Raw genomic sequence first — 25,251 nt, forward strand, 5'->3', positions numbered from 1 at the left:
CGGAACGCCGATGCGCCAAATCTGGAAATCCTTTCGAGCGCTGTATTTCGCCTCGCTGATGATGTTGATCGGCTCGGGCCTTCTTTCTACTTACCTGGCATTGCGCCTGGCTTCTGACCATGTCGATGGGCTGTGGGTGGGTGCGCTGATGGCGGCCAACTATTTCGGCCTGGTGCTGGGCGGCAAGATCGGTCACCGCTTGATCGCCCGTGTCGGACACATTCGAGCGTATTCGGCGTGTGCCGGGATCGTCGGCGCGGCGGTGCTCGGGCATGGCCTGGTGGACTGGCTGCCGGCGTGGCTGGTGCTGCGGACCATCGTCGGTCTGGGCATGATGTGTCAGTACATGGTGATCGAGAGCTGGCTCAATGAGCAGGCCGACGCCAATCAGCGCGGGCTGGTGTTCAGCGGTTACATGATCGCTTCTTACTTGGGGCTGGTGCTCGGTCAGTTGATTCTGGTCATGCACCCGGGCCTGGGGTTGGAGCTGCTGATGCTGGTCGCGCTGTGTTTTGCCCTGTGCCTGGTGCCGGTGGCGCTGACCCGAAGGATTCACCCGGCGCCGCTGCATCCGGCACCGATGGAGCCGCGCTTCTTTATCAAGCGCGTGCCGCAGTCGTTGAGCACGGTGCTCGGCGCAGGCCTGATCATCGGCTCGTTCTACGGTCTGGCGCCGTTGTATGCGTCGCAGCAGGGGCTGTCGACCGAGCAGGTCGGTCTGTTCATGGGTAGCTGCATTTTTGCCGGATTGCTGGTGCAGTGGCCGTTGGGCTGGTTGTCCGACCGTTATGACCGAGCGCTGCTGATTCGTTGTTTTGCCGGATTCCTCGCGGTGGCGGCGTTGCCGTTGGCGATCTTGCCGCAGGTGCCGCTTGAGGTGCTGTTCGTGGTCGGCTTCCTTTGTTCGCTGGTGCAGTTCTGCCTGTATCCGCTGGCGGTGGCGTTCTCCAACGACCATGTCGAGGGCGATCGCCGGGTGTCGCTGACGGCGATGCTGCTGGTGACCTACGGGGTCGGCGCGAGTATCGGTCCGCTGCTGGCGGGCGTGCTGATGAAGCTGTTCGGCAGTCAGAGTTTGTACGCGTTCTTCAGCTTCTTTGCGTTGGTGCTGGTGTGGCGCATTCGGCCGAAAGCGGTAACCAATCTGCATCAGGTCGACGACGCACCGCTGCATCACGTGGCGATGCCCGACAGCATGTCTAGCTCGCCGCTGGTGGCCGCGCTCGATCCGCGGGTGGATGAGCAGGTGGTGCAGGAGCAGATGCAGACCACGGTTACGCCGGAGCCTGAGCCTGAGCCAGAACCCGAAGTGCAGCCTGAAGCGGTGGTGGAAACTGATCCGGCGGATGGCGGCGATAAACCGACACCGGACATCAGTGGGGCCAGACCCTGAATCGGGTGATGGCAACAATGTTCAAAGAGTGATTCTTTAATTGTGGTGAGGGGATTTATCCCCGATGGGTTGCGAAGCGGCCCTAAAGCCATTCAGTGCGGTGTGGCAGTGGAATCGAGGCGTCCGGTCTGGGGCTGCTGCGCAACCCATCGGGGATAAATCCCCTCGCCACAGGTATCTCCAGCCCAAGACGGGACAGTAGAAATAAGAAAGGGCAGTCCCGCCAGGGACTGCCCTTACTATTTGCCTGTGCGAATCACAGATCGTCTTTATCGAACCGGCGTGCTTCACGCTGCAGTTGATAAACGAAGCGCTCGACGTTGCGCGCCGCTTGGCCACTGATGTTGTGGAAGCGCAAGCCGGCGAAGGTGATGTTGAGCTTTTCTTCGAAGTGCAGGTAGCGCAGCTCGACCGAGATCGGTTGATTGCCGAACAGTGGGGTGGCGATCATGCGGTCATAGACTTGGCCCAGTTGCAGGCGGTCGGTGATGTCGCCTTCAAAGCGCAGCTTGCACCCGGTGGCGGAAATATCCAGCAGTTTGCCGTTGATCGGCGCCTTGAGTTTTTCGCCGCCAAGTTCGACGCTGACCAGATCGGTCAGCTTCAACGCGGCACGGAAGGCATTACGGCGCTGGTGGTAGACCACTTCGGTTGGCAGTTGACCGGTGTAGAAGCGGTCACCGTCGGATTCTTCGATGTTCAGCGTGCCAGTGCATTCCCAGGCGATGCGCACGCCTTCGTGGAAGCCTTCGACCTTGAACGGTTCGCCCGCCTGCAGAAAACGCTCGCCATCGCGCGGGATCATTTCGTCCAGGGCAATCGTCGCGGTTTCCCGGTCAACCTTGATCAGGTAGCTCTGGAAGCGCTGGCTGCGCTCATGGAAGGTGATGATCAGCGGATCGTGGCTTTCTTGCAGCTGGCGCAGGTTGCTGGAGATTTCCAGGGGCGTGGTCAGCACCTTTGGTGGCTGCGGAGTATCATCCGCGCTTAGGGCGTTTGGCACGTTTTCTCAATCTCCAGACAAAATTTGACTACGACTAGCCAGCATTTTGCCAGCATGTTTCGCGGGTTGATAGTGCAGGCACATCGAATGGCTCACGCCTGGCTGAGCGTACGCGGCTTGGTGGGTTTGGCGAAAGTGCCCGAGGCGTCATACAGCGCTGGCGGTTCGCCCCCGGTGAGGATTTTCAGCTGATTGGCCGTAGCGGCCTGCTGGATCTGGATCGACTGGCCGTTCTTGACGTTGGCCGCCTGGCACTGGGCAATCAGGTCGGTCAGCACATCGCTTTGGGACAGCAACTGGTCGCCAATGCTCGACTGGCTGGCCAATTGCTCCAGGCCCTGACGGTCGAGCGGCAGGTTGAGGCTGGCAAGGATTTCGCTGCGCTTGCGGCCATGCTGTTCAAGCAGAATGATCAATGCCTGTTTGCGCGCCAGAATATCTTCGAGCAGAGGCATGTCGCGACCGTGCAAGGCGAGGGACTCGGTTTGCAGCAACTCCAGCAATTGTTGAGCTGGAGCAAAGTCGTCAGTGATCAGTTGCAATAAATTAGTGTCGTGCATGGCTGGCCTTGGGTTCTAAGCGTCCAAAAGCCTGGCGCCGGCAAAAGCCTAGCGCTGGGCTTCGAAGTTGAGCAGTTTGCTGGCTACACGGTTGCTGTCGACCTTGTAGCTGCCATCGGCAATCGCTGCTTTCAACTCGGCCACGCGGGCTTTGTCGACGGCAGGCTGATCGCGCAGCTTGTCAGTGACCTTCTGCAACTGTTGAGCCTCATTGCTGAGGTGTACCGATTCCCCGCTTTTTGCGGTACCGGCCGTTTCGGCCTGGGTATTCAGCGGCGCGGAGGTGCCGGTTTCGGCGGTTTCCTTGGCGTTGCTGGTACGCGTACTGCCCGTAAGTGACGAGGAGCTGTTCAAACGGCTGAAATCGATGACCATGTTAAAAACCTCTGGGAATTTGGACGCTTGCCATGTTCTCGGCCATTCCCTGGAAAACTTTAGGCTCACTTTGCAATGAGCTGCATGTGCCGAAGCGTGTCCTGCTGCGGCACAGTTTAGGGAAGCGTCGGGGCTGGCGCCAGTTTTCTGCTCGAGCGTTTTACATGGCGACTTCCACTTGGCCCGGCGCGATGACCTGCGCCTTGATTACCCGGTTGGAATTGAGGTTTTTCACTCGGATCTGTTCTTTCAAACCGCCATTGGCCAGGGCTTCACCGGGCATGCGCACGGCGAGTGTGCCGCTGCGGGCGATGATGACCACCTGATCGCCCTTGCGCACCACTTCTGCCTGTTCCAGATGCACCAGGGTAATCACCTGATCGGCTACCGTTGGTCGGGTTAATTTCTGCCCGATGGCTTCATCCACCGACGTCAGAAAACCCTGATTGATCTGGCTGATGTCGCGTTCACGCAAGGTCACGTCTTGCGGCTCGATAATGCCGGCGCGTTTGAGCGGTCGGGTGGTGGTGACAATCTCGCGAAACAGGCGGACTTGAGCGGGCACGAACACCGTCCACGGCGAGCTTCCTTCGCACCGGACCTTGACCGTAACCCGGCCCAGCGGACGTGCAGGACTCTCCAGCGACGCTGTCAATTCCTTGTCGCACATAGGCATGCGCATACGCGGGTCGAGCTGGTTGACCTCGATTTCGTAGCGGCCTTCCGTTTGACTGGTAGCCAGATAGTCTTCTACGGTGAACTCAAGAAAGCCTTGGGTGACGCCGATAAGCATGTCAGGCAAGGTAACCGTATCAGCACCGGCAGGGCTGCCAGCGAAGAAGAAGCAGACGGCAGACACCGCGCACAGCGCTTTGCGGGTGCGGGAGGTCAGGCGTCGGAAAAATGTCGTTTGAGCGTTCATACGAGTTAAAAAGCAAGCGCCGTGCCGTTTAGCAATGAATGTGCGTCGCAACAACACTTGGCGTTGGTGTAGGAGTCTGGGCATGGCTGGTGTAATGGATTCGGTGAACCAGCGCACGCAACTGGTGGGGCAGAATCGCCTGGAGCTGTTGTTGTTCCGTCTCGACGGCCAACAGCTCTACGGAATCAACGTGTTCAAGGTGCGGGAAGTGCTGCAATGCCCGTCGCTGACGTTGATGCCCAAGTCCAGTCCTGTCGTGTGCGGGGTGGCGAATATCCGGGGGGCGACCATTCCGATCCTTGATCTGGCAATGGCGACCGGTTCCGGGGCGTTGAAAGACAAGAACAGTCCGTTCGTGATCATCACGGAGTACAACACCAAGACCCAGGGTTTCCTGGTTCGCTCGGTGGAGCGCATCGTCAACATGAACTGGGAAGAGATCCATCCGCCGCCCAAGGGCACGGGGCGCGATCATTACCTGACCGCTGTGACTCGAGTCGACAATCAGTTAGTCGAAATCATCGATGTCGAGAAGGTGCTGGCGGAAGTCGCGCCGACGCCGGAAGCGATTTCGGTCGGCGTGGTCGATGTCGAGACCCAGAGCAAGGCGTTGTCGCTGCGGGTGCTGACGGTCGATGACTCGTCGGTGGCGCGCAAGCAGGTCACGCGCTGCCTGCAGACGGTCGGGGTCGAAGTGGTGGCGCTCAACGATGGCAAGCAGGCGCTGGACTACCTGCGCAAGCTGGTCGATGAGGGCAAGAAGCCGGAAGAAGAGTTCCTGATGATGATTTCCGACATCGAGATGCCGGAGATGGACGGGTACACCCTGACGGCGGAAATCCGCAGCGATCCACGCATGCAAAAGCTTCATATCATCCTGCATACTTCGTTGTCGGGGGTATTCAATCAGGCGATGGTCAAGAAAGTCGGTGCCGATGACTTCCTGGCCAAATTCCGTCCTGATGACCTGGCATCCCGGGTAGTCGACCGGATCAAAGCAGCAGATATCAGCTAGGGGCCTTCTGCCCCTGGCGGTCAACACGATTTAAGAGGCGGCATCATTGTCTACGGGTAATTTGGATTTCGAACAGTTCCGGGTCTTCCTGGAAAAAGCCTGTGGCATTTTGCTCGGTGAAAACAAGCAGTACCTGGTCTCGAGCCGTCTCAACAAACTGATGGAGCAGCAAGGCATCAAGTCCCTGGGTGAGCTGGTACAGCGCATCCAGACCCAGCCGCGCAGCGGTTTGCGCGAGCAGGTGGTCGATGCCATGACGACCAACGAAACCCTGTGGTTTCGCGACACCTATCCGTTTGAAGTCTTGAAGAACAAGGTGCTGCCCGAGGCGATCAAGGCCAGCCCCAACCAGCGTCTGCGGATCTGGTCGGCGGCATGCTCGTCGGGTCAGGAACCGTATTCGCTGTCGATGTCGATCGACGAGTTCGAGCGCAGCAACCTTGGTCAGCTGAAGATGGGCGTGCAGATCGTTGCCACCGACCTGTCCGGCAGCATGCTGACCAACTGCAAGACCGGCGAGTACGACAGCCTGGCAATCGGTCGCGGTCTGTCCGCTGATCGCCTGCAGCGCTACTTCGACCCGAAAGGGCCGGGGCGCTGGGTGATCAAGGCGCCGATCAAGAACCGGGTGGAATTCCGTTCGTTCAACCTGCTCGACAGCTACGCCAGTCTGGGCAAGTTCGACATCGTATTCTGCCGCAACGTGCTGATCTACTTCTCCGCCGAGGTGAAGAAAGACATCCTGTTGCGCATTCACAGCACGCTGAAGCCGGGCGGCTATCTGTTCCTTGGCGCGTCCGAAGCGCTGAACGGTTTGCCGGATCATTACCAGATGGTTCAGTGCAGTCCGGGGATCATTTACCAGGCGAAGTGAAACAAAGCATCAGGCATACAAAATCGGGAGCCCCAAGGGCTCCCTTTTTTATGCCTGATGCTTTGTTTCATGTAGGAGCTGCCGAAGGCTGCGATCTTTTGATCCTGTTTTGAAGGATCAAGATCAAAAGATCGCAGCCTTCGGCAGCTCCTACAGGGAGAGGTGTTAACAGGACGAAGCGGCAGAAAAGCGGCAGGCAGCGGAAACCGGTTGCCGCTTTTCTGGCATTGCCGCTTTGCCGATTCCCCGCAAAGCCCCGGTTTACCTGGGTTTTTGTGTTTGGCACGGCGCTTGCTAAAGCTCAGGTACGAAAAACCGCTCACCCGAAGGTTCCCGACATGAGCATCAGCTTCGATAAAGCGCTCGGCATTCACGAAAAGGCATTGGGTTTCCGTGCCCAGCGCGCTGAAGTGCTGGCCAACAACATCGCCAACGCCGATACCCCGAACTACAAGGCTCGGGATCTGGACTTCTCCAAAGTGCTCGAAGCACAGAGCCAGAAAAACGCCAACGGCACCATCGCCCTGAACATGACCAACAGCCGTCACATCGAAGCTGAAGGCCTGGGCAATGGCGACGAGTCGCTGATGTATCGCACGCCGATGCAGCCTTCGATCGACCAGAACACCGTGGATGCTCAGCTGGAACAGTCCAATTACGCGGAAAACGCCGTGGGCTTCCAGGCCAGCTTCACCCTGCTCAACAGCAAATTCAAAGGGCTGGTATCGGCCCTGCGCGGAGAGTAATCCATGTCCCTGTCCAGCGTTTTCAACATTGCCGGCAGCGGCATGAGCGCACAAACCACGCGTTTGAACACCGTGGCGTCGAACATCGCCAACGCCGAAACCGTTTCGTCGAGCATCGACCAGACCTACCGCGCCCGTCACCCGGTGTTCGCCACCATGTTTCAGGGCGGCCAGAACAGCGGCAGCAACTCGCTGTTCCAGAGCCAGGACGCCGCAGGGCAGGGCGTGCAGGTACTTGGCGTGGTCGAAGACCAGAGCAACCTCGAAGCGCGCTACGAGCCGAACCATCCGGCCGCTGACGCCAAGGGCTACGTGTACTACCCGAACGTCAACGTGGTGGAAGAAATGGCTGACATGATTTCCGCGAGCCGGTCGTTCCAGACCAACGCCGAAATGATGAACACCGCCAAAACCATGATGCAGAAGGTACTGACCCTCGGTCAGTAATAAGGGGCGACGGCCATGAGTGTTTCCGATACCACCAGCAGCCTGAGCATGAATGACATCCTGTCGAACTCCTCGAAGAAAACGAGCAGTACGACCGGCGATGGCATTGCCTCGGCCACCAACAGCACCACCGGCGGCCAGGCCCTGGGCAAGGATGCGTTCCTGCAACTGCTGGTCACCCAGCTGAAAAACCAGAACCCGCTTGATCCGCAGGACAACAGCGCCTTCGTTGCGCAGCTGGCGCAGTTCAGCAGCCTTGAGGGCATCACCACCCTCAACAGCACCGTCAGTTCGCTGGCCGGCAACTACAACTCCTCGCAAGCCTTGCAGGCGTCGTCGCTGGTGGGCCGCAACGTGATCGTGCAGACCAACACCGTTCAACTGGACGACCCAAGCAAAGGCATGACCGGTTCGGTCAGCGTTCCGTCGTCGATTGCCGGTGGTACCGTGAGCATTACCGACAGCAGCGGCACGGTGGTTCGCACCCTCGATCTGGGCAGTCGCGCCGCAGGCAGCGCGAGCTTCACCTGGGACGGCAAGGACAAGGACGGCAACCTGGTGAAGACCGGTACCTATACCGTCAAGGCCAACGCCTCGATCAATGGCACCTCGACCGATATGGCGACCTACCTGCCAGCCACGGTCAACAGCGTGACGATCAGCCAGACCGGTGGCGAGTTGATGCTCAACCTGTCCGGCAAGGGCACCGTCGCCCTGTCCAAAGTACAAACCATTGGTATATAGAGCCGACTAACCGGCACAAAGGAGTGGAATATGTCTTTCAATATCGGCCTTAGCGGTCTCTATGCAGCCAACAAACAACTGGACGTGACCGGCAACAACATCGCCAACGTCGCGACCGCCGGTTTCAAATCGTCCCGTGCAGAATTCGAAGACGTCTACTCGGCCACTCGCCTGGGTAGCGGCAGCAAGGTCATCGGCAACGGTGTGCGCCTGGCCAACGTGTCCCAGCAGTTCACCCAGGGTGACATCAACAACACCGGTAACGTGCTGGACATGGGCATCAACGGTTCCGGCTTCTTCACCATGAGCAACAACGGCTCGATTTCCTATACCCGTGCCGGTACGTTCAAAGTCGACAACGCCGGTTATATCACCAACACCGACTACACCTCGCGTCTGCAAGGTTATGGTGTGGATGCCAACGGCAAGATCATCAATGGTGTGCTGACCGACCTGAAAATCGATACTTCCAACCTGGCGCCGAAGTCCACCTCGCTGGTGACCTCGACCATCAACCTGAATTCGTCGGCACCGGTGATCGACGACACAGTGGCGGCCGGCAAGTTCGATCCGTCAAAACTTGAGACTTACACCAAGCAGTTCAGTACGCCGATCTATGATTCCCAGGGCAACTCGCACGTCATGGATCAGTACGTGGTGAAGACTGGCCAGAACACCTGGAAGGTCTACACCCTGGTAGACGGTCGTAACCCGGACGCTACCGGCAGCGATCCGAAGGTCACCGCGCCGACACCTTCTACCATGACGTTTGACTCCGCTGGCAAGCTGACCCAGGTCAGCACTCTGCCAGGTCCTGTGATCAGCAGTGACCTGAAGCTCACTGGCTGGGTGCCGGGTACTGTGGTTAACGGGACGTTCACGCCTAACGGCGCTTCGGCGAACCCGGCCGGTATCACCATTTCGATGGCGCAGACCACCCAGTACAACGCAGATACCGCTCGTTCGATCCCGACTCAGGATGGTTACGCCACTGGCCAGATCACCAACCTGACCATCGACGGCACCGGTACGCTGTTCGCCAACTTCAGCAACAACCAGAGCAAGGCCATCGGCCAGGTTGCGCTGGCCAGCTTCACCAACGAGCAAGGCCTGCAGCCTGTCGGCGGCACCAGCTGGAAAGAGACGTTCGCCTCGGGTATCCCGGGTTACGACGCGCCGAAAACCGGTACCTTGGGTGAGGTGGTGTCCAACTCGCTGGAAGAGTCCAACGTTAACCTGACCAACGAGCTGGTGGATCTGATCAAGGGCCAGAGCAACTATCAGGCGAATGCCAAGACTATCTCCACCCAGAGCACCATCATGCAGACCATCATTCAGATGACCTGATTGCGGTTTCTGGTTGTGCAAGGGAGCCCCTCTTTTTGAGGGGCTTTTTTGTGGGCTATTGTTTTGTGGGCTTATCCGTTGCTGCGGTAACGGCTACTTAGGGTTTCGCCCTTACGGCGGGTCACTTTTGCAGACGCCCAAAAGTAACCAAAACGCTTGGCCCCAACGTTCGGCCCTCGCTTAGGCTCGGGTTCCTTCGCTGCGGGATTCATCCGGGGGCATCGCCTCCGGTTTGCTTCGCTGCACCTCCTCTCGCTGTGTTTGGCTTCGCCAAACGGTCGCTGCGCTCCCACCCCCGGATAAACCCCTCCACTCAGCCTGCCGACGGGGCCGGTACGGCAAGATCAAAAGCTTTCGGCGAGCTGACACTCGGCCATTGAGTGGTGAAAAGCATGCGCTTGGCTTTTGCTCTTCTGTGGAAGCCAGCCTGCTGGCGATGGCGGCCTGCCAGCCGACCACTCTCTATCCGAATGTATCCAGTCCCTGTGGGAGCTGCTTGCCAGCGATGGCGGCCTGCCAGATGTACTCATCCTCTGGAGCTGCCGAAGGCTGCGATCTTTTGATCTTTGGCAGAGCACTAAAGATCAAAAGATCGCAGCCTCGTTGCACTCGACAGCTCCTACAGGTAAATGGCGGACAAAAGAAAACCCCCGACACACCAGAAGTCTGTCGGGGGTTTCTTTTGCCTGGAAGCATCAGGCGTCTCGCGACGCCTGACCCGGCTCAGCTTATTGGCAAGCTTCGCAATCCGGCTCGTCGATCGCGCAAGCCTTTGGCACTGGCGCCGGACCGGCCGGAGCGGCCAGAACCGAATCGTCGCCGTGGTTGCCGCCGCTGGAAACAGCGTTCAGCTTGCCGGTGTTGATGGTCGACTTCTCGGTGCTGGTCGCGGCCAGGGCACGGAGGTAGTAAGTGGTTTTCAGACCACGGTACCAGGCCATGCGGTAGGTCACGTCGAGCTTCTTGCCCGAGGCGCCGGCGATGTACAGGTTCAGCGACTGGGCCTGGTCGATCCACTTCTGACGACGGCTGGCGGCGTCAACGATCCACTTGGTGTCCACTTCGAACGCGGTCGCGTAGAGCTCTTTGAGTTCTTGCGGGATGCGCTCGATCTGCTGCACCGAACCGTCGTAGTACTTCAGGTCGTTGATCATGACCGAGTCCCACAGACCGCGAGCCTTGAGGTCGCGAACCAGGTACGGGTTGATCACGGTGAATTCGCCCGACAGGTTCGATTTCACATACAGGTTCTGGTAGGTCGGTTCGATCGACTGCGAGACGCCCGTGATGTTGGCGATGGTCGCGGTCGGTGCGATGGCCATGATGTTGGAGTTACGAATGCCTTTCTGTACACGGGCGCGAACCGGTGCCCAGTCCAGGGTTTCGTTCAGGTCAACGTCGATGTACTTCTGGCCGCGCTGTTCGATCAGGATCTGTTGCGAATCCAGCGGCAGGATGCCTTTGGACCACAGCGAACCGTTGAACGTCTCGTACGCGCCGCGCTCGTCGGCCAGGTCGCAGGACGCCTGGATCGCGTAATAGCTGACCGCTTCCATCGACTTGTCGGCGAACTCGACGGCCGCGTCGGAACCGTAAGGGATGTGCTGCAGGTACAGCGCGTCCTGGAAGCCCATGATGCCCAGACCGACCGGACGGTGGCGGAAGTTGGAGTTCTTCGCTTGCGGCACCGAGTAGTAGTTGATGTCGATCACGTTGTCGAGCATGCGCACGGCGGTGTTCACGGTGCGTTGCAGCTTGGCGGTGTCCAGCTTGCCGTCGACGATGTGGTTCGGCAGGTTGATCGAGCCCAGGTTGCAAACGGCGATCTCGTCCTTGTTGGTGTTCAAGGTGATCTCGGTGCACAGGTTCGAGCTGTGAACAACGCCGACGTGCTGCTGCGGGCTGCGCAGGTTGCACGGGTCTTTGAACGTCAGCCACGGGTGGCCGGTTTCAAACAGCATGGAGAGCATTTTGCGCCACAGGTCTTTGGCCTGGATGGTCTTGAACAGCTTGACCTTGCCCGGGTACTCGGTCAGGGCTTCGTAGTACTCGTAGCGCTCTTCGAAGGCTTTACCGGTCAGGTCGTGCAGGTCCGGAACTTCGGAAGGCGAGAACAGGGTCCACTTGCCGTCATCGAAGACACGCTTCATGAACAGGTCAGGGATCCAGTTGGCGGTGTTCATGTCGTGGGTACGACGACGGTCATCACCGGTGTTCTTGCGCAGTTCGATGAACTCTTCGATGTCCATGTGCCAGGTTTCCAGGTAGGCACACACAGCGCCTTTGCGCTTGCCACCCTGGTTAACGGCGACGGCGGTGTCGTTCACTACTTTGAGGAACGGAACCACGCCTTGCGACTTGCCGTTGGTGCCCTTGATGTACGAACCCAGTGCACGCACCGGCGTCCAGTCGTTGCCCAGGCCGCCAGCGAATTTGGACAACATGGCGTTGTCGTGGATCGCGTGGTAGATGCCCGACAGGTCGTCTGGAACGGTGGTCAGGTAGCAGCTCGACAGCTGTGGACGCAGGGTACCGGCGTTGAACAGTGTTGGGGTCGAAGCCATGTAGTCGAAGGACGACAGGAGGTTGTAGAACTCGATCGCACGGTCTTCTTTCTGCTTCTCTTCGATCGCCAGGCCCATGGCCACGCGCATGAAGAAGATCTGCGGCAGTTCGAAACGCACGCCATCCTTGTGGATGAAGTAACGGTCGTACAGGGTCTGCAGGCCCAGGTAGGTGAATTGCTGGTCGCGCTCGTGGTTGATCGCCTTGCCCAGTTTTTCCAGGTCGAAGGAGGCCAGCACAGGGTTCAGCAGTTCGAACTCGATACCTTTGGCGATGTAAGCCGGCAGCGCCTTGGCGTACAGGTCGGCCATTTCGTGGTGAGTGGCGCTTTCGGCCACGCCCAGGAAGCCCAGGCCTTCGGCACGCAGGGTGTCCATCAGCAGGCGGGCGGTGACGAACGAGTAGTTCGGCTCACGTTCAACCAGGGTACGCGCGGTCATCACCAGTGCGGTGTTGACGTCGTTCAGGGCCACGCCGTCGTACAGGTTTTTCAGGGTTTCGCGCTGGATCAGGTCGCCATCGACTTCAGCCAGGCCTTCGCAGGCTTCGGTGACGATGGTGTTCAGGCGGCCCATGTCCAGCGGCGCGAGGCTGCCGTCGGCGCGGGTGATGCGGATCGACGGGTGCGCGTCGACTGCGGCTTCGACCGGGGTATGGGCTGCGCGTTCTTTCGAACGGGCGTCACGGTAGATCACGTAGTCGCGAGCGACTTTCTGCTCGCCGGCACGCATCAGGGCCAGTTCGACCTGGTCCTGGATTTCTTCGATGTGGATGGTGCCGCCCGACGGCATGCGACGCTTGAAGGTCGCGGTGACTTGTTCGGTCAGGCGGGCAACGGTGTCGTGGATTCGCGACGAAGCGGCAGCGGTGCCGCCCTCAACTGCGAGAAACGCTTTGGTGATAGCGACGGTGATCTTGTCATCGGTGTAAGGAACGACAGTGCCATTACGCTTGATCACGCGCAGTTGACCAGGCGCGGTGGCGGCCAGATCCGAATTCGAATCGGCGGCCTGCGGCAAGGTGCCCTGCGGGTTCTCGCGAGTTGTGTCGGTTTGCATGGGTGTCTCCACGTTCTCTATGTTTGTTTGGGCACCATGAAGGTGCCCACCGTTCCGTCCTGAAGCACTACAACCGGCACGCGCCGGGCATAACGACTTCGGGACAGTTCAGGAAGGGGGCCTTGTGGGCGCCGCTTCCATGCCGAAGTCTTCGGTTCGCGCTTTACGCGTGAAACCGCATTCCTTTCGGGGAGCAGATTCTTCACTGCAACACCCGTACCGTTATCGTCGTGGTCGACCGAAAAACGGTAGCCATCCGCAGGCGCGGTTTGGGCTTCTGAAAATACGTTTGGTTCAACCCGACAATGGCAATAAAAAGCCTTGAATTCACTGTCCGGTTTGTGTTTGGTTTTTTAGCGCTAACCCCTACATGTAGGGTTTTTTTGCGCACGGGCTACAAGATAATGCGTTTCGGGGGAGTATTGCAACGTATAGCCTGTGGATAAACCTGTGCGTAAATTGTGTGCGAAAGGGCTGATTCGCGTGTAGGCCGCGAACCTGCTGAGCTAGACCGTTTGTCACTGTTTTTCACGCGGGAAAAACGCTTCAGCGGATTTTTAAGGGCGCGAACCCTATCACAAAAAACCGCCGTGTCCGAACGCATTTGCCGACTTGTGTTCTGGCTGTACGCTGTTTATACAATCGGGCGGTGTTTACCCATTCTTATGCTCCCAAAAGATGACAAAAAGACGGGAGCATCGGAATCTGCGGGCAACCGCACGCCTGTGTAGGAGCTGCCGCAGGCTGCGATCTTTTGACCTTGCTTTTTAAAAGCAAAAGATCGCAGCCTGCGGCAGCTCCTACAGGGGGCAGTGTGTTTCTGCCTTATTAACAAAAACAGCAAGCAGAGGTCACCGGTGGAGCAAGAAGCCTGGCAGGTATTGATAGTCGAGGACGACCAGCGACTGGCCGAACTCACCCGCGAATACCTGCAAGCCAATGGATTGCGCGTGGAGATCGAAGGCAACGGTGCGCTGGCGGCGGCGCGGATCATCAAGGAGCAGCCGGACCTGGTGATCCTCGACCTGATGCTGCCCGGTGAAGACGGCTTGAGCATTTGCCGCAAGGTCCGCGACCGTTACGACGGGCCGATCCTGATGCTCACCGCGCGCACCGACGATGCCGACCAGATCCAGGGCCTCGACCTCGGTGCCGACGATTACGTGTGCAAACCGGTGCGCCCACGGCTGTTGCTGGCACGGATTCAGGCTTTGCTGCGGCGCAGTGACAGCGCCGAGCCGGTCACGGAAAAAAGCCGCCGCCTGCAATTTGGCCCGCTGGTGGTGGACAACGCCTTGCGCGAAGCCTGGCTCAGTGACAGCGGCATCGAACTGACCAGCGCCGAATTCGACCTGCTCTGGCTGCTGGTGTCGAATGCCGGGCGAATCCTCTCTCGCGAAGAAATTTTCACTGCGCTGCGTGGCATCGGCTATGACGGCCAGGACCGCTCGATCGATGTGCGCATCTCGCGCATCCGCCCGAAAATCGGTGATGACCCCGATCATCCGCGCCTGATCAAGACCATCCGCAGCAAAGGCTATCTGTTCGTTCCGGAAGCCTGCGTGGATCTGGCGCTGTGAACTCGATCTTCCTGCGCATCTATGGCGGCATGTGCGCGGCGCTGATTCTGGTGGCGGTGCTTGGGGTGCTGGCATTGCACCTGCTCAATCAGGTGCGCAGCGAGCAATACCGCGAGCGCCTGGCCCACGGCACGTTCTCGCTGATGGCCGACAACCTGCAACCGATGAACGCAACCGAGCGCCACCGGGCATTGTTGGTCTGGGAGCGTCTGCTGGGGATTCCGCTGGCGCTGAAGACGTTTTCCGAGACCGATCTGGACCTCTCTCAGCGCGCCCGGGTGCAGCGCGGTCAGGCCTTGGTGGAGCAGACCGGCCCGCATGCGGCGCGGGTCTATCGACTGGTCAGCGACAAGGAACAGTTGCTGCTGACCGGCGACGTCCAGCAGATCAGCGAACAACTGGCCCGCGCGACTATTTACCTGCTGGCCGATGAACTGGTGCGGGTGCCGGTTGGCGAACAGCCCAAGCGGCTGGCGCAGTTAAAGGAGGAGAAAGGTTTCGGTTTTGATTTGCGCCTGGTCACGGTCAACGAGGCCGACATGGACGAAGACCAGAGCCGCCGTGTGTCCGAGGGCGATACGGTGATGGCGCTGGGCAAGGGCGGGGATTCGATCCGGGTGTTTGCCGGCATGGTCGGCACGCCGTGGGTGCTGGAAATCGGTCCGCTGTATCAGATGAATCCGTATCCGCCGCAATGGCTGGTGCTGATTGCGGCCCTCGGCCTGAGCCTGATCGGCCTGATCGTTTATCTGTTGGTGCGCCAGCTCGAACGACGTCTGCGCGGTCTCGAAGCCGCAGCCACGCGCATCGCCAAGGGCAGTCTGGAAACCCGAGTGCCGGCTCGTGGCGCTGACTCGGTGGGGCGGCTGGCGGCAGCGTTCAACGGCATGGCCGAGCACTTGCAGCAGTTGCTGGCGATCCAGCGCGAACTGGTGCGCGCGGTGTCCCATGAGTTGCGTACACCCGTGGCGCGTCTGCGATTCGGGTTGGAGATGATCGGCTCGGCCACCACCCCGCAGGCGCTGGAAAAGTACCGCGAGGGCATGGATCACGACATCGAGGATCTCGATAAGCTGGTGGACGAAATGCTCACCTACGCGCGGCTGGAGCAGGGGTCGCCCGCGCTGACCTTTCAACGCATCGACCTCGATGCGCTGGTCAATCAAGTGATTGAAGAACTGGCGCCGTTGCGTGCCGAGGTCACGGTGCAGCGCGGGTTATGCCTGTCCGCTGCCGATAATGACGGCGCCTGGGTCGAGGCCGAGCCGCGCTTTTTGCACCGCGCGTTGCAGAACCTGGTGAGCAACGCGATGCGCCATGCGCACTCGAACGTCACGGTGAGTTATCAGGTTGGACAGTTGCGCTGCCGGGTGGATGTCGAGGATGACGGGCCGGGTGTGCCGGAGTCGGCGTGGGAGCGCATCTTCACGCCGTTCTTGCGTCTGGATGACAGCCGCACACGGGCGTCGGGCGGGCATGGGCTGGGTCTGTCGATTGTGCGGCGGATCATTCACTGGCATGACGGGCGGGCGCTCATCAACAAGAGCAAGAGTCTGGGTGGGGCCTGTTTCAGTCTGAGCTGGCCGAGGAATCAGGAGCGCCGCTGAGTTTTGTGCTGGTTTTGCCGGCCCCAATCGCTGGCAAGCCAGCTTCCACAGTGTCCGTGGTGAGCACAGATTTTGGATACACCCCTGAAACCTGTGGGAGCTGGCTTGCCAGCGATGGGCCCCTCAGCGGCGCTGAAAAATCTTCAGGCAGGGATGCTGACCAGACTCAACAACTGCCCATCCTGCACACCAAACTGCGCGTCCAGCTCGGTGCCATGACGCCATTCACCTGAAAGATCGGTCAGCAAGCGCAAGCGAACCTGACCCTGTTCCGTCCACTCCAGCACCTCGGCGTGCTCGAAATAAAAGCGCTTCTGCACAATCGGGTACAGCGCCTTGAACAGGCTCTCTTTCACCGAAAACGTCAGGGTCACCCACAACCCCAGTTGCTCTCGCGAGCCAGCGGCCATGCGCTGCAATTCCGCTGGCGTGAGGATCTCCCCGGCCAGGCGTTCGGCACGCTCGGTCTCGAGCAGGTTTTCCAGATCCATGCCCAAGCCGCGCCAGTGTCGCTTGTTGGCGACAATCGCCGCCGCGTGTCCGGTGCTGTGGGTGATCGAGCCGCAGATGTGCGCCGGCCACACCGGCGCACGGTCTTCGCCAATCGCCGGAATCACGTTTGAGCCTTCCAGTTGCTGCAGCGCAGCCCGGGCACAAATCCGCCCGGCGAGAAACTCGGCCTGCCGTTTGGCCACCGAGCGCTGAATGCTCGGCGGCGGCTCGATGGCGCTGCGCTGGAAGTCATCGCCGAGCAGTTGCTTCGGGTCGAAACGGGTACTGAGCAGAACGGTGTCGGGCAACACGTTGGGCAACGGCCAATGGGCGTCGAGCGGGGTGCAGCAGGCGGGGAGGGGCGGGCTGGAATTCATGGCGGGCATTTTGCCGGTTGGCGCGGATGCTGGGTAGAGCCAAAACCTGTATCAGGCGTCGCTGACCCTGTAGGAGCTGCCGAAGGCTGCGATCTTTTGTTCTTGATCTTAAGAAGCAAGATCAAAAGATCGCAGCCTTCGGCAGCTCCTACAGGGGGCGAAGTGGGTCAGCCAAAGATTTTCTGGAAGAACGCCTTCATGTCCGCCCAGGATTTTTCATCGGCCGCTTTGTTGTAGCCGATATCCGGGCCACCGTGATCGCCGTGGCTCAAGCGATCGGCATCCGGATTGGTGAAACCGTGCTTGGCGCCGTCGAGGCTGACGAATCTGTAGTCGGCGCCGGCCTTGTCCATTTCAGATTTGAACGCGGTGACGTTGTCGGCAGTGACCATGCTGTCCAGCGCGCCATGCTCGACCAGAATTTTCGCTTTCACACTGCCGGGCGTCGCCGGGGTGGTGGTCGCCAGCGCACCGTGGAAACTCACCACGCCCGCCAGCGGCTCGCCCTGACGCGCCGCATTGAGCACCACGCCACCGCCGAAGCAGTAGCCGATGGCGGCGATTTTATTGACGTCGGTCTGCGGCTGCTTTTTCAGCAGATTCAGCCCGGCCTCAAAGCGCTTGCTGGAGGCCGCAGCATCTTGGGTCGCGGCCTGCATGAACGCCATCGCATCTTTCGGGTGCTCGGTGTTCTTGCCCTCGCCATACATGTCGATTGCCAAGGCGCTGTAGCCCAGTTCGGCGAGGTCGCGGGCGCGGCGTTTGGCGTAATCGTTCAGGCCCCACCATTCATGCACCACCACCACGCCCGGGCGTTTGCCCTTGATCGCGTCGTCGTAGGCGTAATAGCCGATCAGTCGGGTGCCGTCGGCGCTCTGGTAAGGAATCTCCTGAGTCTTGATCGCAGCGTTGGCCAGGCTGCTGGCGGCGAGCAGGGCAAGGGCGAAAAACAGGCGCATGGTCGGTCTCCTTATCGAAAGTGGTCAGAACAGCCTAGTCGATTTGATTCAGCGCAGGTTCAGAGAGTGTTCAGGGCAGGTACAGGGGCAGGTCAGTAACCTTGCGCCATACCCAAACAGCACTGTGAAAGAGGAAACGCGATGAATCGTCTGAACAAACTGCTGCTGGCTTTTACCTTGTTGGGCTCCAGCCTTGCGGCACATGCCGATGACACCAGCAACTTCGCCGGTCTGACGTTCGGCCAGACCAGTGACAAGGTCAAAAAGTCCCACGCGCTGAACGACAACCTTGGCCACCCGGACGCCAGCGGCGCAATCGATGGCAACAACACTTACGGCGTGCGCCTCGGTCAGCAAAACTCGCAAGGTCGCTACTACGCCACTTACGACAACGTGTCCGGTTCGCACAATGGCATTAAACTGCGCCAGGAAAACCTGCTGGGCAGCTACGATCTGTTCTATCCAGTGGGCGGCAGCACCAAGCTGTTCGGCGGCGCCACGGCCGGTTTGACCAAGCTGACTCAGGTTTCGCCAGGCTACAGCCGTGACAGCGACATCGGGTACGCCGTTGGTGGTCAGTTCGGTGTGCTGCAACAAGTGGCGCAGAACGTTTCGGTGGAACTCGGTTACCGTTACCTGATGAGCAACGCCAGCACCGAAATGAAAGAGAGCGGTGGCAGCAAGCAAGGCTCGCTGGACTTGACCAGCAGCGCCCAGACTTACCTGTCGGCGAACTACGCTTTCTAAAGCGCGGTCCGCTCTAGACCCTGTGGGAGCGAGCTTGCTCGCGAAAGTGGTCTATCAGTCGACAACACTGTTGGCTGATACATCGCCTTTGCGAGCAAGCCCGCTCCCACACATGCGTTGTTGGAGTTTTTGATTTGCCCGGGAGAGCGTTATGAAACTGTTGGTCGTCGAAGATGAAGCGCTGTTGCGCCATCACCTGCAAACCCGCCTGACGGAGAGTGGCCACGTGGTCGAGTCCGTGGCCAATGCCGAAGAGGCGCTGTACCAGACCGGACAGTTCAACTTCGATCTGGCGGTGATCGACCTCGGTCTGCCCGGCATGGGTGGTCTGGACCTGATTCGCCAGTTGCGTTCGAGCGGCAAGAGCTTTCCGATCCTGATTCTCACCGCCCGCGGCAATTGGCAGGACAAGGTCGAAGGCCTCGCCGCCGGTGCCGACGACTACGTGGTCAAACCGTTCCAGTTCGAAGAACTCGACGCGCGCCTCAACGCCTTGCTGCGTCGCTCCAGCGGCTTCACCCAGTCGACCATCGTCGCCGGGCCGCTGTTGCTTGATCTCAATCGCAAGCAGGCGTCACTGGATGAAGAGCCGCTGGCGCTGACCGCCTACGAATACCGCATCCTCGAATACCTGATGCGCCACCACCAGCAAGTGGTGCCCAAGGATCGCCTGATGGAACAGCTCTATCCGGACGACGACGAGCGTGATCCGAACGTGATCGAAGTGCTGGTCGGCCGCTTGCGCCGCAAGCTCGAAGGCCCGGGCGGGTTCAAGCCGATCGATACCGTGCGTGGTCTCGGCTACCTGTTCAATGAGCGCTGCACTTGATTCGTTCTCTTCGCGTTCGCTTGATGCTCGCCGCCACCACGTTGGCGGTGTTGTTCATGCTCGGCTTGCTGCCGGCCATGCAGGGCGCGTTCAGCCTGGCACTGCAGGACTCGATCGAGCAGCGCCTGGCCTCGGATGTCACCACGCTGATCTCGGCGGCGCGCATCGACAGCGGCCAACTGGTGATGCCGACGCAGTTGCCGGATGAACGTTTCAACCTCACCGACAACCGCTTGCTCGGCTACATCTACGACCGCCAGGGCAAACTGGTCTGGCGCTCGAAAGGTACTCAGGAAGAGCAGATCAACTACAAGCCGCGTTACGACGGCATGGGTAACGAGTTCGCGCGGATCCGCGAGAGCAACGGCCAGGAGTTCTTCGTCTACGACGTCGAAGTCAAACTGCTCGGCGGCAAGAGCGCGGCTTTCAGTATCGTTGCGCTGCAACCGGTGCGCGAATATGAAAACACCCTTGAAGGCCTGCGCGAGAACCTCTATCTGGGCTTCGGCGCTGCCTTGTTGGTGCTGCTGGCGCTGTTGTGGATCGGCCTGACCTGGGGCCTCAAGGCGCTGCGTCGGCTGAGTCAGGAACTCGACGAAATCGAAAGCGGCACCCGCGAAAGCCTCACCGAACAGCACCCGCGCGAGCTGCTGCGCCTGACCGGATCGCTCAACCGTTTGCTGCACAGTGAACGCCAGCAACGCAGCCGGTACCGCGACTCTCTCGATGACCTGGCGCACAGCCTGAAAACCCCGTTGGCGGTGTTGCAAGGGGTCAGTGAAGACATGGCCCAACGCCCGGAAGATCGCGATCAGGCCTGGGTGCTGCAAACCCAGATCGAACGCATGAGCCAGCAGATCAGCTATCAACTGCAACGGGCCAGCCTGCGCAAAAGCGGTCTGGTACGCCATCAGGTGCGGCTGCAACCGGTGCTCAAGAGTCTGTGCGACACGCTGGACAAGGTTTACCGCGATAAACATGTTCGAGTTGCGTTCGACCTGCCGGAGCAATGTTATGTGCCGATCGAACAGGGCGCGTTGCTGGAGATGATGGGCAACCTGCTGGAAAACGCCTATCGCCTGTGCCTGAGCGAAGTGCGCATCAGCGTGCGCGAGAGCCTGGCCGGTATCGAGTTGTGCATCGAAGACGACGGCCCCGGTGTGCCGCCGAATCAGCGCGCGCGGATCCTTGAGCGCGGTGAGCGTCTGGATCGCCAGCATCCGGGGCAGGGCATCGGGCTGGCGGTGGTCAAGGACATCATCGAAAGCTACAACGCCAAGCTGATGCTCGGAGATTCGCCGATGGGCGGGGCGGCGTTCAGGATTCAGTTTCCTGCGGTTTAGGTGTTGGTCTTTCGGGCGCTATCGCTGGCAAGCCAGCTCCCACAGTGTCCGAGTCGTATACAAATTCCTTGAACGACATCAACACCTGTGGGAGCTGGCTTGCCAGCGATGAGGCCAGTCAAGGCGCCACAGACGGCGAGCAGATCACTGCTCCTGCGCCCGATACGCCCCCGGTGTCAGCCCCGTCCATTTCTTGAACGCCCGGTGAAACGCCGACGGTTCGGAAAACCCCAGTTGCTCGGCAATCTGCTGCAACGACAGATCCGCCCGGCCCAAGTGATAAATCGCGATGTCGCGGCGCAACTGATCCTTCAATTCCTGAAAACTGCTGCCTTCCTCACGCAAATGCCGACGCAGGGTTTGCGGGCTGATGTGCAGCTGCGCGGCCACGGCTTCGAGGTCCGGCCACTGTGCGCTGTCGCGGCTGAGCAAACGGCGCAGGCGGCTGCTGAGGCTGTCGCCGTCGTCCGGGCGCGACAGCAGGTCGGCGGGGGAGCGTTCGAGGAAATGCTTCAAGGTGCGTTCGTCCTGCAACAGCGGCATGTGCAGGTAGCGACTGTGAAACAGCAGGCTGCTCTGCTCGGCGCAAAACACCAAAGGGCAGGGGAACAGCAGGTCGTACTCGGCACCGTGCGCCGGTTTCGGGTAACTGAAGGTGGCCTGCTCCAGACGAATCCGCTGGCCGATCAGCCAACTGCCGAGGCGATGCCAGATCACCAGCAGGCTCTCGCTGAGAAAGTGATCCGGGTCCCATAACTGCGCATCATCGAGGCTCAGGCGCACCCATTCGTCTTCGCGGCTCAGGCTCAGGCGCGGGGCTTCGGGGAATAGGCTATAAAACAATAAACCGCGTTGCAGTGCCTTCTCCAGATTGCGGCAGTGGATCAAGGCGTGGCACATCATCGCGAAGCTGCCGGGTTTGCTCGGCGCGTTGCCAAAGCCCAGGTATTCGTCATCCAGCGCCAGCCACAGGCTCTGGATCAGTTGGGTGAATTGTTCCGGGGCGATGCGTGCCCGTGGCTCATCGAGCAACTCGGGGCTGATGCCCAGTTGCTGCAGCAACGGCGCATAGTCGAATCCCGAACGGCGTGCGCCACCGAGGGCGGCGCGGGCGAAATGACTGGCGATGGTACGTTCGCGCATAAGCGGCTGATCCTTCCTCAGGCGCCGGATGGTAGCCGGGGCAAGCGCAGGGCAACAAGGCGGATTTCCGCCAAATTGTAGGACGAGATCCGCTGACTTGGCGGAAATCCGCCACACCTGCGTCACCGGGCGGTGACAAAAAATACCCTGCATACCCTGATATCAAAAGGCTTGCAGCGAATCGCACCAAAGTGGCACGGCGTTTGCGATAAGAGCGACAGAAGTGTGCGTCTTTCCGCTGGAAAAACGCTGCTCGACACAACAAATCCCTCCAGTGCAGGAGGGTTCGCAATTCAGGTTCTGCGCTCAACAGATGGATGTTGTCCGCGGGACGCTTGAGGACACTTGCAATGACGACTCGTCAGCCACTGTACAAATCCCTGTATTTCCAGGTGATCGTCGCGATCATCATCGGTATTGCCCTTGGTCACTACTACCCGCAGTTCGGTGTGGCGGTTAAGCCGCTGGGCGACGGGTTCATCAAGCTGATCAAAATGATCATCGCCCCGATCATTTTCTGCACCGTGGTCAGCGGCATTGCTGGCATGCAAAGCATGAAGTCGGTCGGCAAGACCGGCGGTTACGCACTCCTGTACTTCGAAATCGTTTCGACCATCGCCCTGCTGGTCGGTCTGATCGTGGTCAACATCGTGCAGCCGGGCAACGGCATGCACATTGACGTCAGCACCCTGGACGCCTCGAAAGTCGCCACGTATGTGCAGCAAGGCGCAGACCAGAGCGTTGTCGGCTTCCTGCTCAACGTGATCCCGACCACCATCGTCGGCGCGTTCGCTACCGGTGACATCCTGCAAGTGCTGATGTTCTCGGTGATCTTCGGTTTCGCCCTGCATCGCCTGGGTGACTATGGCCGTCCGATCCTCGACTTCATCGATCGCTTCGCCCACGTGATGTTCAACATCATCAACATGATCATGAAGCTCGCGCCAATCGGTGCCTTCGGCGCGATGGCGTTCACCATCGGTGCTTACGGTGTCGGTTCGCTGGTGCAGCTGGGTCAACTGATGGCCTGCTTCTACATCACCTGCCTGGCGTTCATCCTGATCGTGCTGGGTGCCATTGCCCGTATGCACGGCTTCAGCGTGCTGAAGATGATCCGTTACATCCGTGAAGAGCTGCTGATCGTACTGGGCACTTCCTCGTCGGAATCGGTACTGCCACGCATGCTGATCAAGATGGAGCGTCTGGGCGCGAAGAAATCCGTCGTGGGTCTGGTGATCCCGACCGGTTACTCGTTCAACCTCGACGGTACCGCGATCTACCTGACCATGGCCGCCGTGTTCATTGCTCAGGCCACCGACACGCACATGGACATCACGCACCAGATCACCCTGCTGGTGGTATTGCTGCTGTCGTCCAAAGGCGCCGCCGGTGTGACCGGTTCGGGCTTCATCGTGCTGGCCGCCACCCTGTCGGCGGTAGGTCACCTGCCGGTGGCCGGTCTGGCGCTGATCCTCGGTATCGACCGCTTCATGTCCGAAGCCCGCGCCCTGACCAACCTGGTCGGCAACGCCGTGGCGACCATCGTGGTTGCCAAGTGGGTGAAAGAGCTGGACACCGACGTGCTGCAATCCGAGCTGGCTTCGGGTGGTCGCGGTATTGCTGACACCCGTCCGGAAGACGACCTGGGTGTGGCTGAAGGTGCTACCCCGAGCAACGTCAAGTAATCTGAATTGGCTCCAGTGTAATGCTGGAGCCTGATAACCCTTGTGGTGAGGGGATTTATCCCCGATGGGTCGCGAAGCGGCCCCTTCTTAGATAGAAGGGGACTGCTATGCAGTCCATCGGGGATAAATCCCCTCGCTACAGGGGTTTTTTATTGCCTGCGATTTGAGCATTACGGTCACTGCCGCTGACACATCCGGTGATTGCCGTGCGCGGCATCGCTGCCTAGTCTGAGTGCATCGCACAAGGAGTTCGCCCATGTCCGCACCGCTGGCCTCACTGAAGATTCTCGATTTTTCGACCCTGCTACCGGGGCCATTCGCCTCGCTGTTGCTGGCCGACATGGGCGCCGAAGTGCTGCGCATCGAGTCGCCCACGCGCATGGACCTGCTGCGGGTGTTGCCGCCGCACGATCAAGGGGTGTCCGCCAGCCACGCTTACCTCAACCGCAACAAGCGCAGCCTGGCGCTGGATCTCAAGCAGCCGGAGGCGCTGGAGGTGATCAGGCAGTTGCTGGGCGAATACGACATCATTCTGGAACAGTTCCGTCCCGGGGTGATGGAACGTTTGGGGCTGGGCTACGAGGCGTTGAAGGCGATCAACCCGAAGCTGATTTACGTGTCTATCACCGGCTACGGCCAGACCGGCCCGTACAAGGATCGCGCCGGGCATGACATCAATTATCTGGCGCTGGCCGGGCTCTCCAGCTACACCGGCCGCACCGATAGCGGGCCGTTGCCGTTGGGCATGCAGGTGGCGGATATCGCGGGCGGTTCACTGCATGGGGTGATCGGCCTGCTGGCGGCGGTCATCGCCCGGCAGCAGAGCGGGCAGGGCACGCATCTGGACGTGAGCATGACCGATTGCGCCTTCAGCCTGAACGCCATGGCTGGCGCCGGATATCTGGCCTGTGGCGAGGAACCGCACTGGGAAGACCAGATGCTCAATGGCGGCAGCTTCTATGACTATTACCGCTCGCGCGACGGGCGCTGGTTGTCGGTGGGCAGTCTGGAACCGGGGTTCATGCAGCAACTGTGCGCGGCGTTGGGCCGGCCGGAGCTGGCGGCGCAGGGCTTGTCGCCGAAACCTGAACAGCAACGGTTATTGAAGGATGCGCTGAAAGTTGAATTCGAGAGGCACGACTTTGCCGAGCTGTGTGAATTGTTCGCCGGAGTCGATGCCTGTGTCGAACCGGTCTTGAACCTGAGCGAGGCGGTGCAGCATCCGCAATTGCAGGCACGGGAACTGGTGACCCAGGTGCCGCGTGGCGACGGTACGACTCAGGCGCAGATCGGCTGTCCGTTGAAATTCTCCGAGGCGCTGCCGGCGCCGCGGCATGTTGGTGCGAAGTTGGGACAGCACACGGAGCAGGTGCTGGGGGAGTTGGGGTTTGATGCTGAGCGGATTGCTCAATTGCGTGCGGCCAAGGTCATTCTCTAGCG

22 protein-coding genes are annotated in these 25,251 nt (G+C 59.9%); 14 read left to right on the forward strand and 8 right to left on the reverse strand.

The features are described 5' to 3' along the window. Positions 1 to 10 precede the first annotated feature (10 nt). A complete protein-coding gene (locus tag KVQ82_RS08415; protein WP_222018611.1) occupies positions 11 to 1,393 on the forward strand; it encodes an MFS transporter in 1,383 nt (460 codons plus the stop codon). Positions 1,394 to 1,649: 256 nt separating this feature from the next. Here KVQ82_RS08415 and KVQ82_RS08420 read toward each other — a convergent pair whose 3' ends face one another. The 4 genes from KVQ82_RS08420 to flgA all read right to left on the reverse strand — a co-directional run bounded on the left by KVQ82_RS08420 (position 1,650) and on the right by flgA (position 4,253). Beyond that, positions 1,650 to 2,396 (reverse strand): flagellar brake protein, encoded by a 747-nt coding sequence (locus KVQ82_RS08420; protein WP_041074294.1) that lies wholly within the window; start codon positions 2,394 to 2,396, stop codon positions 1,650 to 1,652. A gap of 92 nt (positions 2,397 to 2,488) precedes the next feature. Continuing rightward, positions 2,489 to 2,956: a flagella synthesis protein FlgN gene (locus KVQ82_RS08425; RefSeq protein WP_027612275.1), complete on the reverse strand. Its 468-nt coding sequence runs from the start codon at positions 2,954 to 2,956 to the stop codon at positions 2,489 to 2,491. Positions 2,957 to 3,004: 48 nt separating this feature from the next. Continuing rightward, a complete protein-coding gene (flgM, locus tag KVQ82_RS08430) occupies positions 3,005 to 3,331 on the reverse strand; it encodes a flagellar biosynthesis anti-sigma factor FlgM (RefSeq protein ID WP_041074296.1) in 327 nt (108 codons plus the stop codon). A 160-nt stretch (positions 3,332 to 3,491) separates the two neighbouring features. Continuing rightward, complete coding sequence (flgA, locus tag KVQ82_RS08435) at positions 3,492 to 4,253, reverse strand: flagellar basal body P-ring formation chaperone FlgA (RefSeq protein ID WP_027612276.1); 762 nt, start codon at positions 4,251 to 4,253, stop codon at positions 3,492 to 3,494. An 82-nt stretch (positions 4,254 to 4,335) separates the two neighbouring features. On the opposite strand from flgA, the gene KVQ82_RS08440 reads away from it, so the two are divergent. The 6 genes from KVQ82_RS08440 (at position 4,336) to flgE (ending at position 9,426) form a co-directional block, all read left to right on the forward strand. Next, positions 4,336 to 5,268, forward strand: coding sequence for a chemotaxis protein CheV (locus KVQ82_RS08440; protein WP_041074300.1), 933 nt, complete (start codon positions 4,336 to 4,338; stop codon positions 5,266 to 5,268). 46 nt (positions 5,269 to 5,314) lie between these two features. Next, positions 5,315 to 6,142: a protein-glutamate O-methyltransferase CheR gene (cheR, locus tag KVQ82_RS08445; protein ID WP_007963053.1), complete on the forward strand. Its 828-nt coding sequence runs from the start codon at positions 5,315 to 5,317 to the stop codon at positions 6,140 to 6,142. A 338-nt stretch (positions 6,143 to 6,480) separates the two neighbouring features. Then, positions 6,481 to 6,888, forward strand: coding sequence for a flagellar basal body rod protein FlgB (flgB, locus tag KVQ82_RS08450; protein WP_025112931.1), 408 nt, complete (start codon positions 6,481 to 6,483; stop codon positions 6,886 to 6,888). Between the two features lie 3 nt (positions 6,889 to 6,891). Next, entirely contained in the window at positions 6,892 to 7,335 is a 444-nt protein-coding gene (flgC, locus tag KVQ82_RS08455; RefSeq protein WP_003227217.1) for a flagellar basal body rod protein FlgC, read from the forward strand. 15 nt (positions 7,336 to 7,350) lie between these two features. Continuing rightward, entirely contained in the window at positions 7,351 to 8,079 is a 729-nt protein-coding gene (flgD, locus tag KVQ82_RS08460) for a flagellar hook assembly protein FlgD (RefSeq protein ID WP_047295813.1), read from the forward strand. Between the two features lie 30 nt (positions 8,080 to 8,109). Next, complete coding sequence (flgE, locus tag KVQ82_RS08465; RefSeq protein ID WP_041075033.1) at positions 8,110 to 9,426, forward strand: flagellar hook protein FlgE; 1,317 nt, start codon at positions 8,110 to 8,112, stop codon at positions 9,424 to 9,426. A 728-nt stretch (positions 9,427 to 10,154) separates the two neighbouring features. Here the strand turns inward: flgE and KVQ82_RS08470 are convergent. Next, a complete protein-coding gene (locus KVQ82_RS08470; RefSeq protein ID WP_041067575.1) occupies positions 10,155 to 13,049 on the reverse strand; it encodes a ribonucleoside-diphosphate reductase subunit alpha in 2,895 nt (964 codons plus the stop codon). A gap of 857 nt (positions 13,050 to 13,906) precedes the next feature. Here KVQ82_RS08470 and KVQ82_RS08475 point away from each other — a divergent pair. Together KVQ82_RS08475 and KVQ82_RS08480 are read left to right on the forward strand one after the other, a co-directional pair. Next, the gene (locus KVQ82_RS08475; protein ID WP_047295809.1) at positions 13,907 to 14,629 is read left to right on the forward strand and encodes a response regulator; all 723 of its coding nucleotides are present in this window, start codon (positions 13,907 to 13,909) and stop codon (positions 14,627 to 14,629) included. Further along, the gene (locus tag KVQ82_RS08480) at positions 14,626 to 16,236 is read left to right on the forward strand and encodes an ATP-binding protein (protein ID WP_041067572.1); all 1,611 of its coding nucleotides are present in this window, start codon (positions 14,626 to 14,628) and stop codon (positions 16,234 to 16,236) included. The genes KVQ82_RS08475 and KVQ82_RS08480 overlap by 4 nt, the downstream gene beginning before the upstream one ends. Positions 16,237 to 16,379: 143 nt before the next feature. Here the strand turns inward: KVQ82_RS08480 and KVQ82_RS08485 are convergent, their stop codons facing one another. Both KVQ82_RS08485 and KVQ82_RS08490 read right to left on the reverse strand, forming a co-directional pair. Then, positions 16,380 to 17,105, reverse strand: a complete 726-nt coding sequence (locus KVQ82_RS08485; protein ID WP_095668551.1) for a 4'-phosphopantetheinyl transferase — start codon at positions 17,103 to 17,105, stop codon at positions 16,380 to 16,382. A 167-nt stretch (positions 17,106 to 17,272) separates the two neighbouring features. Beyond that, on the reverse strand, positions 17,273 to 18,064 hold the full coding sequence (locus tag KVQ82_RS08490; RefSeq protein ID WP_222018612.1) for a dienelactone hydrolase family protein: 792 nt from the start codon (positions 18,062 to 18,064) through the stop codon (positions 17,273 to 17,275). Positions 18,065 to 18,205: 141 nt separating this feature from the next. Between KVQ82_RS08490 and KVQ82_RS08495 the strand changes: the two genes are divergently transcribed. The 3 genes from KVQ82_RS08495 to KVQ82_RS08505 all read left to right on the forward strand — a co-directional run bounded on the left by KVQ82_RS08495 (position 18,206) and on the right by KVQ82_RS08505 (position 20,983). Further along, positions 18,206 to 18,811 carry a hypothetical protein gene (locus KVQ82_RS08495; protein WP_222018613.1) on the forward strand — a complete coding sequence of 202 codons (606 nt, stop codon included), beginning with the start codon at positions 18,206 to 18,208 and terminating at the stop codon, positions 18,809 to 18,811. A 151-nt stretch (positions 18,812 to 18,962) separates the two neighbouring features. Next, positions 18,963 to 19,640: a response regulator transcription factor gene (locus KVQ82_RS08500; RefSeq protein WP_086794696.1), complete on the forward strand. Its 678-nt coding sequence runs from the start codon at positions 18,963 to 18,965 to the stop codon at positions 19,638 to 19,640. Beyond that, positions 19,637 to 20,983 carry an ATP-binding protein gene (locus KVQ82_RS08505; protein ID WP_086794698.1) on the forward strand — a complete coding sequence of 449 codons (1,347 nt, stop codon included), beginning with the start codon at positions 19,637 to 19,639 and terminating at the stop codon, positions 20,981 to 20,983. The genes KVQ82_RS08500 and KVQ82_RS08505 overlap by 4 nt, the downstream gene beginning before the upstream one ends. Before the next feature lie 144 nt (positions 20,984 to 21,127). On the opposite strand, the gene KVQ82_RS08510 is transcribed toward KVQ82_RS08505, so the two are convergent. Further along, complete coding sequence (locus KVQ82_RS08510) at positions 21,128 to 22,126, reverse strand: AraC family transcriptional regulator (protein ID WP_222018614.1); 999 nt, start codon at positions 22,124 to 22,126, stop codon at positions 21,128 to 21,130. Positions 22,127 to 22,476: 350 nt separating this feature from the next. Between KVQ82_RS08510 and KVQ82_RS08515 the strand changes: the two genes are divergently transcribed. Beyond that, a complete protein-coding gene (locus tag KVQ82_RS08515) occupies positions 22,477 to 23,811 on the forward strand; it encodes a dicarboxylate/amino acid:cation symporter (protein WP_027612291.1) in 1,335 nt (444 codons plus the stop codon). A 256-nt stretch (positions 23,812 to 24,067) separates the two neighbouring features. Then, the gene (locus KVQ82_RS08520; protein ID WP_222018615.1) at positions 24,068 to 25,249 is read left to right on the forward strand and encodes a CaiB/BaiF CoA-transferase family protein; all 1,182 of its coding nucleotides are present in this window, start codon (positions 24,068 to 24,070) and stop codon (positions 25,247 to 25,249) included. Positions 25,250 to 25,251 lie beyond the last annotated feature (2 nt).

It is taken from the genome of Pseudomonas sp. AO-1, assembly GCF_019775695.1.
In the GTDB taxonomy this organism is placed as follows: Bacteria; Pseudomonadota; Gammaproteobacteria; order Pseudomonadales; family Pseudomonadaceae; genus Aquipseudomonas; species Aquipseudomonas parakoreensis.

Bases quoted from the DNA above. Each gene is read 5' to 3' on its own strand.
- KVQ82_RS08415 (WP_222018611.1), top strand. From the start codon at position 11: ATGCGCCAAATCTGGAAATCCTTTCGAGCGCTGTATTTCGCCTCGCTG.
- KVQ82_RS08425 (WP_027612275.1), bottom strand. From the start codon at position 2,956: ATGCACGACACTAATTTATTGCAACTGATCACTGACGACTTTGCTCCA.
- flgM (WP_041074296.1), bottom strand. From the start codon at position 3,331: ATGGTCATCGATTTCAGCCGTTTGAACAGCTCCTCGTCACTTACGGGC.
- flgA (WP_027612276.1), bottom strand. From the start codon at position 4,253: ATGAACGCTCAAACGACATTTTTCCGACGCCTGACCTCCCGCACCCGC.
- KVQ82_RS08440 (WP_041074300.1), top strand. From the start codon at position 4,336: ATGGCTGGTGTAATGGATTCGGTGAACCAGCGCACGCAACTGGTGGGG.
- flgB (WP_025112931.1), top strand. From the start codon at position 6,481: ATGAGCATCAGCTTCGATAAAGCGCTCGGCATTCACGAAAAGGCATTG.
- flgC (WP_003227217.1), top strand. From the start codon at position 6,892: ATGTCCCTGTCCAGCGTTTTCAACATTGCCGGCAGCGGCATGAGCGCA.
- flgD (WP_047295813.1), top strand. From the start codon at position 7,351: ATGAGTGTTTCCGATACCACCAGCAGCCTGAGCATGAATGACATCCTG.
- flgE (WP_041075033.1), top strand. From the start codon at position 8,110: ATGTCTTTCAATATCGGCCTTAGCGGTCTCTATGCAGCCAACAAACAA.
- KVQ82_RS08470 (WP_041067575.1), bottom strand. From the start codon at position 13,049: ATGCAAACCGACACAACTCGCGAGAACCCGCAGGGCACCTTGCCGCAG.
- KVQ82_RS08485 (WP_095668551.1), bottom strand. From the start codon at position 17,105: ATGAATTCCAGCCCGCCCCTCCCCGCCTGCTGCACCCCGCTCGACGCC.
- KVQ82_RS08490 (WP_222018612.1), bottom strand. From the start codon at position 18,064: ATGCGCCTGTTTTTCGCCCTTGCCCTGCTCGCCGCCAGCAGCCTGGCC.
- KVQ82_RS08495 (WP_222018613.1), top strand. From the start codon at position 18,206: ATGAATCGTCTGAACAAACTGCTGCTGGCTTTTACCTTGTTGGGCTCC.
- KVQ82_RS08500 (WP_086794696.1), top strand. From the start codon at position 18,963: ATGAAACTGTTGGTCGTCGAAGATGAAGCGCTGTTGCGCCATCACCTG.
- KVQ82_RS08510 (WP_222018614.1), bottom strand. From the start codon at position 22,126: ATGCGCGAACGTACCATCGCCAGTCATTTCGCCCGCGCCGCCCTCGGT.
- KVQ82_RS08515 (WP_027612291.1), top strand. From the start codon at position 22,477: ATGACGACTCGTCAGCCACTGTACAAATCCCTGTATTTCCAGGTGATC.
- KVQ82_RS08520 (WP_222018615.1), top strand. From the start codon at position 24,068: ATGTCCGCACCGCTGGCCTCACTGAAGATTCTCGATTTTTCGACCCTG.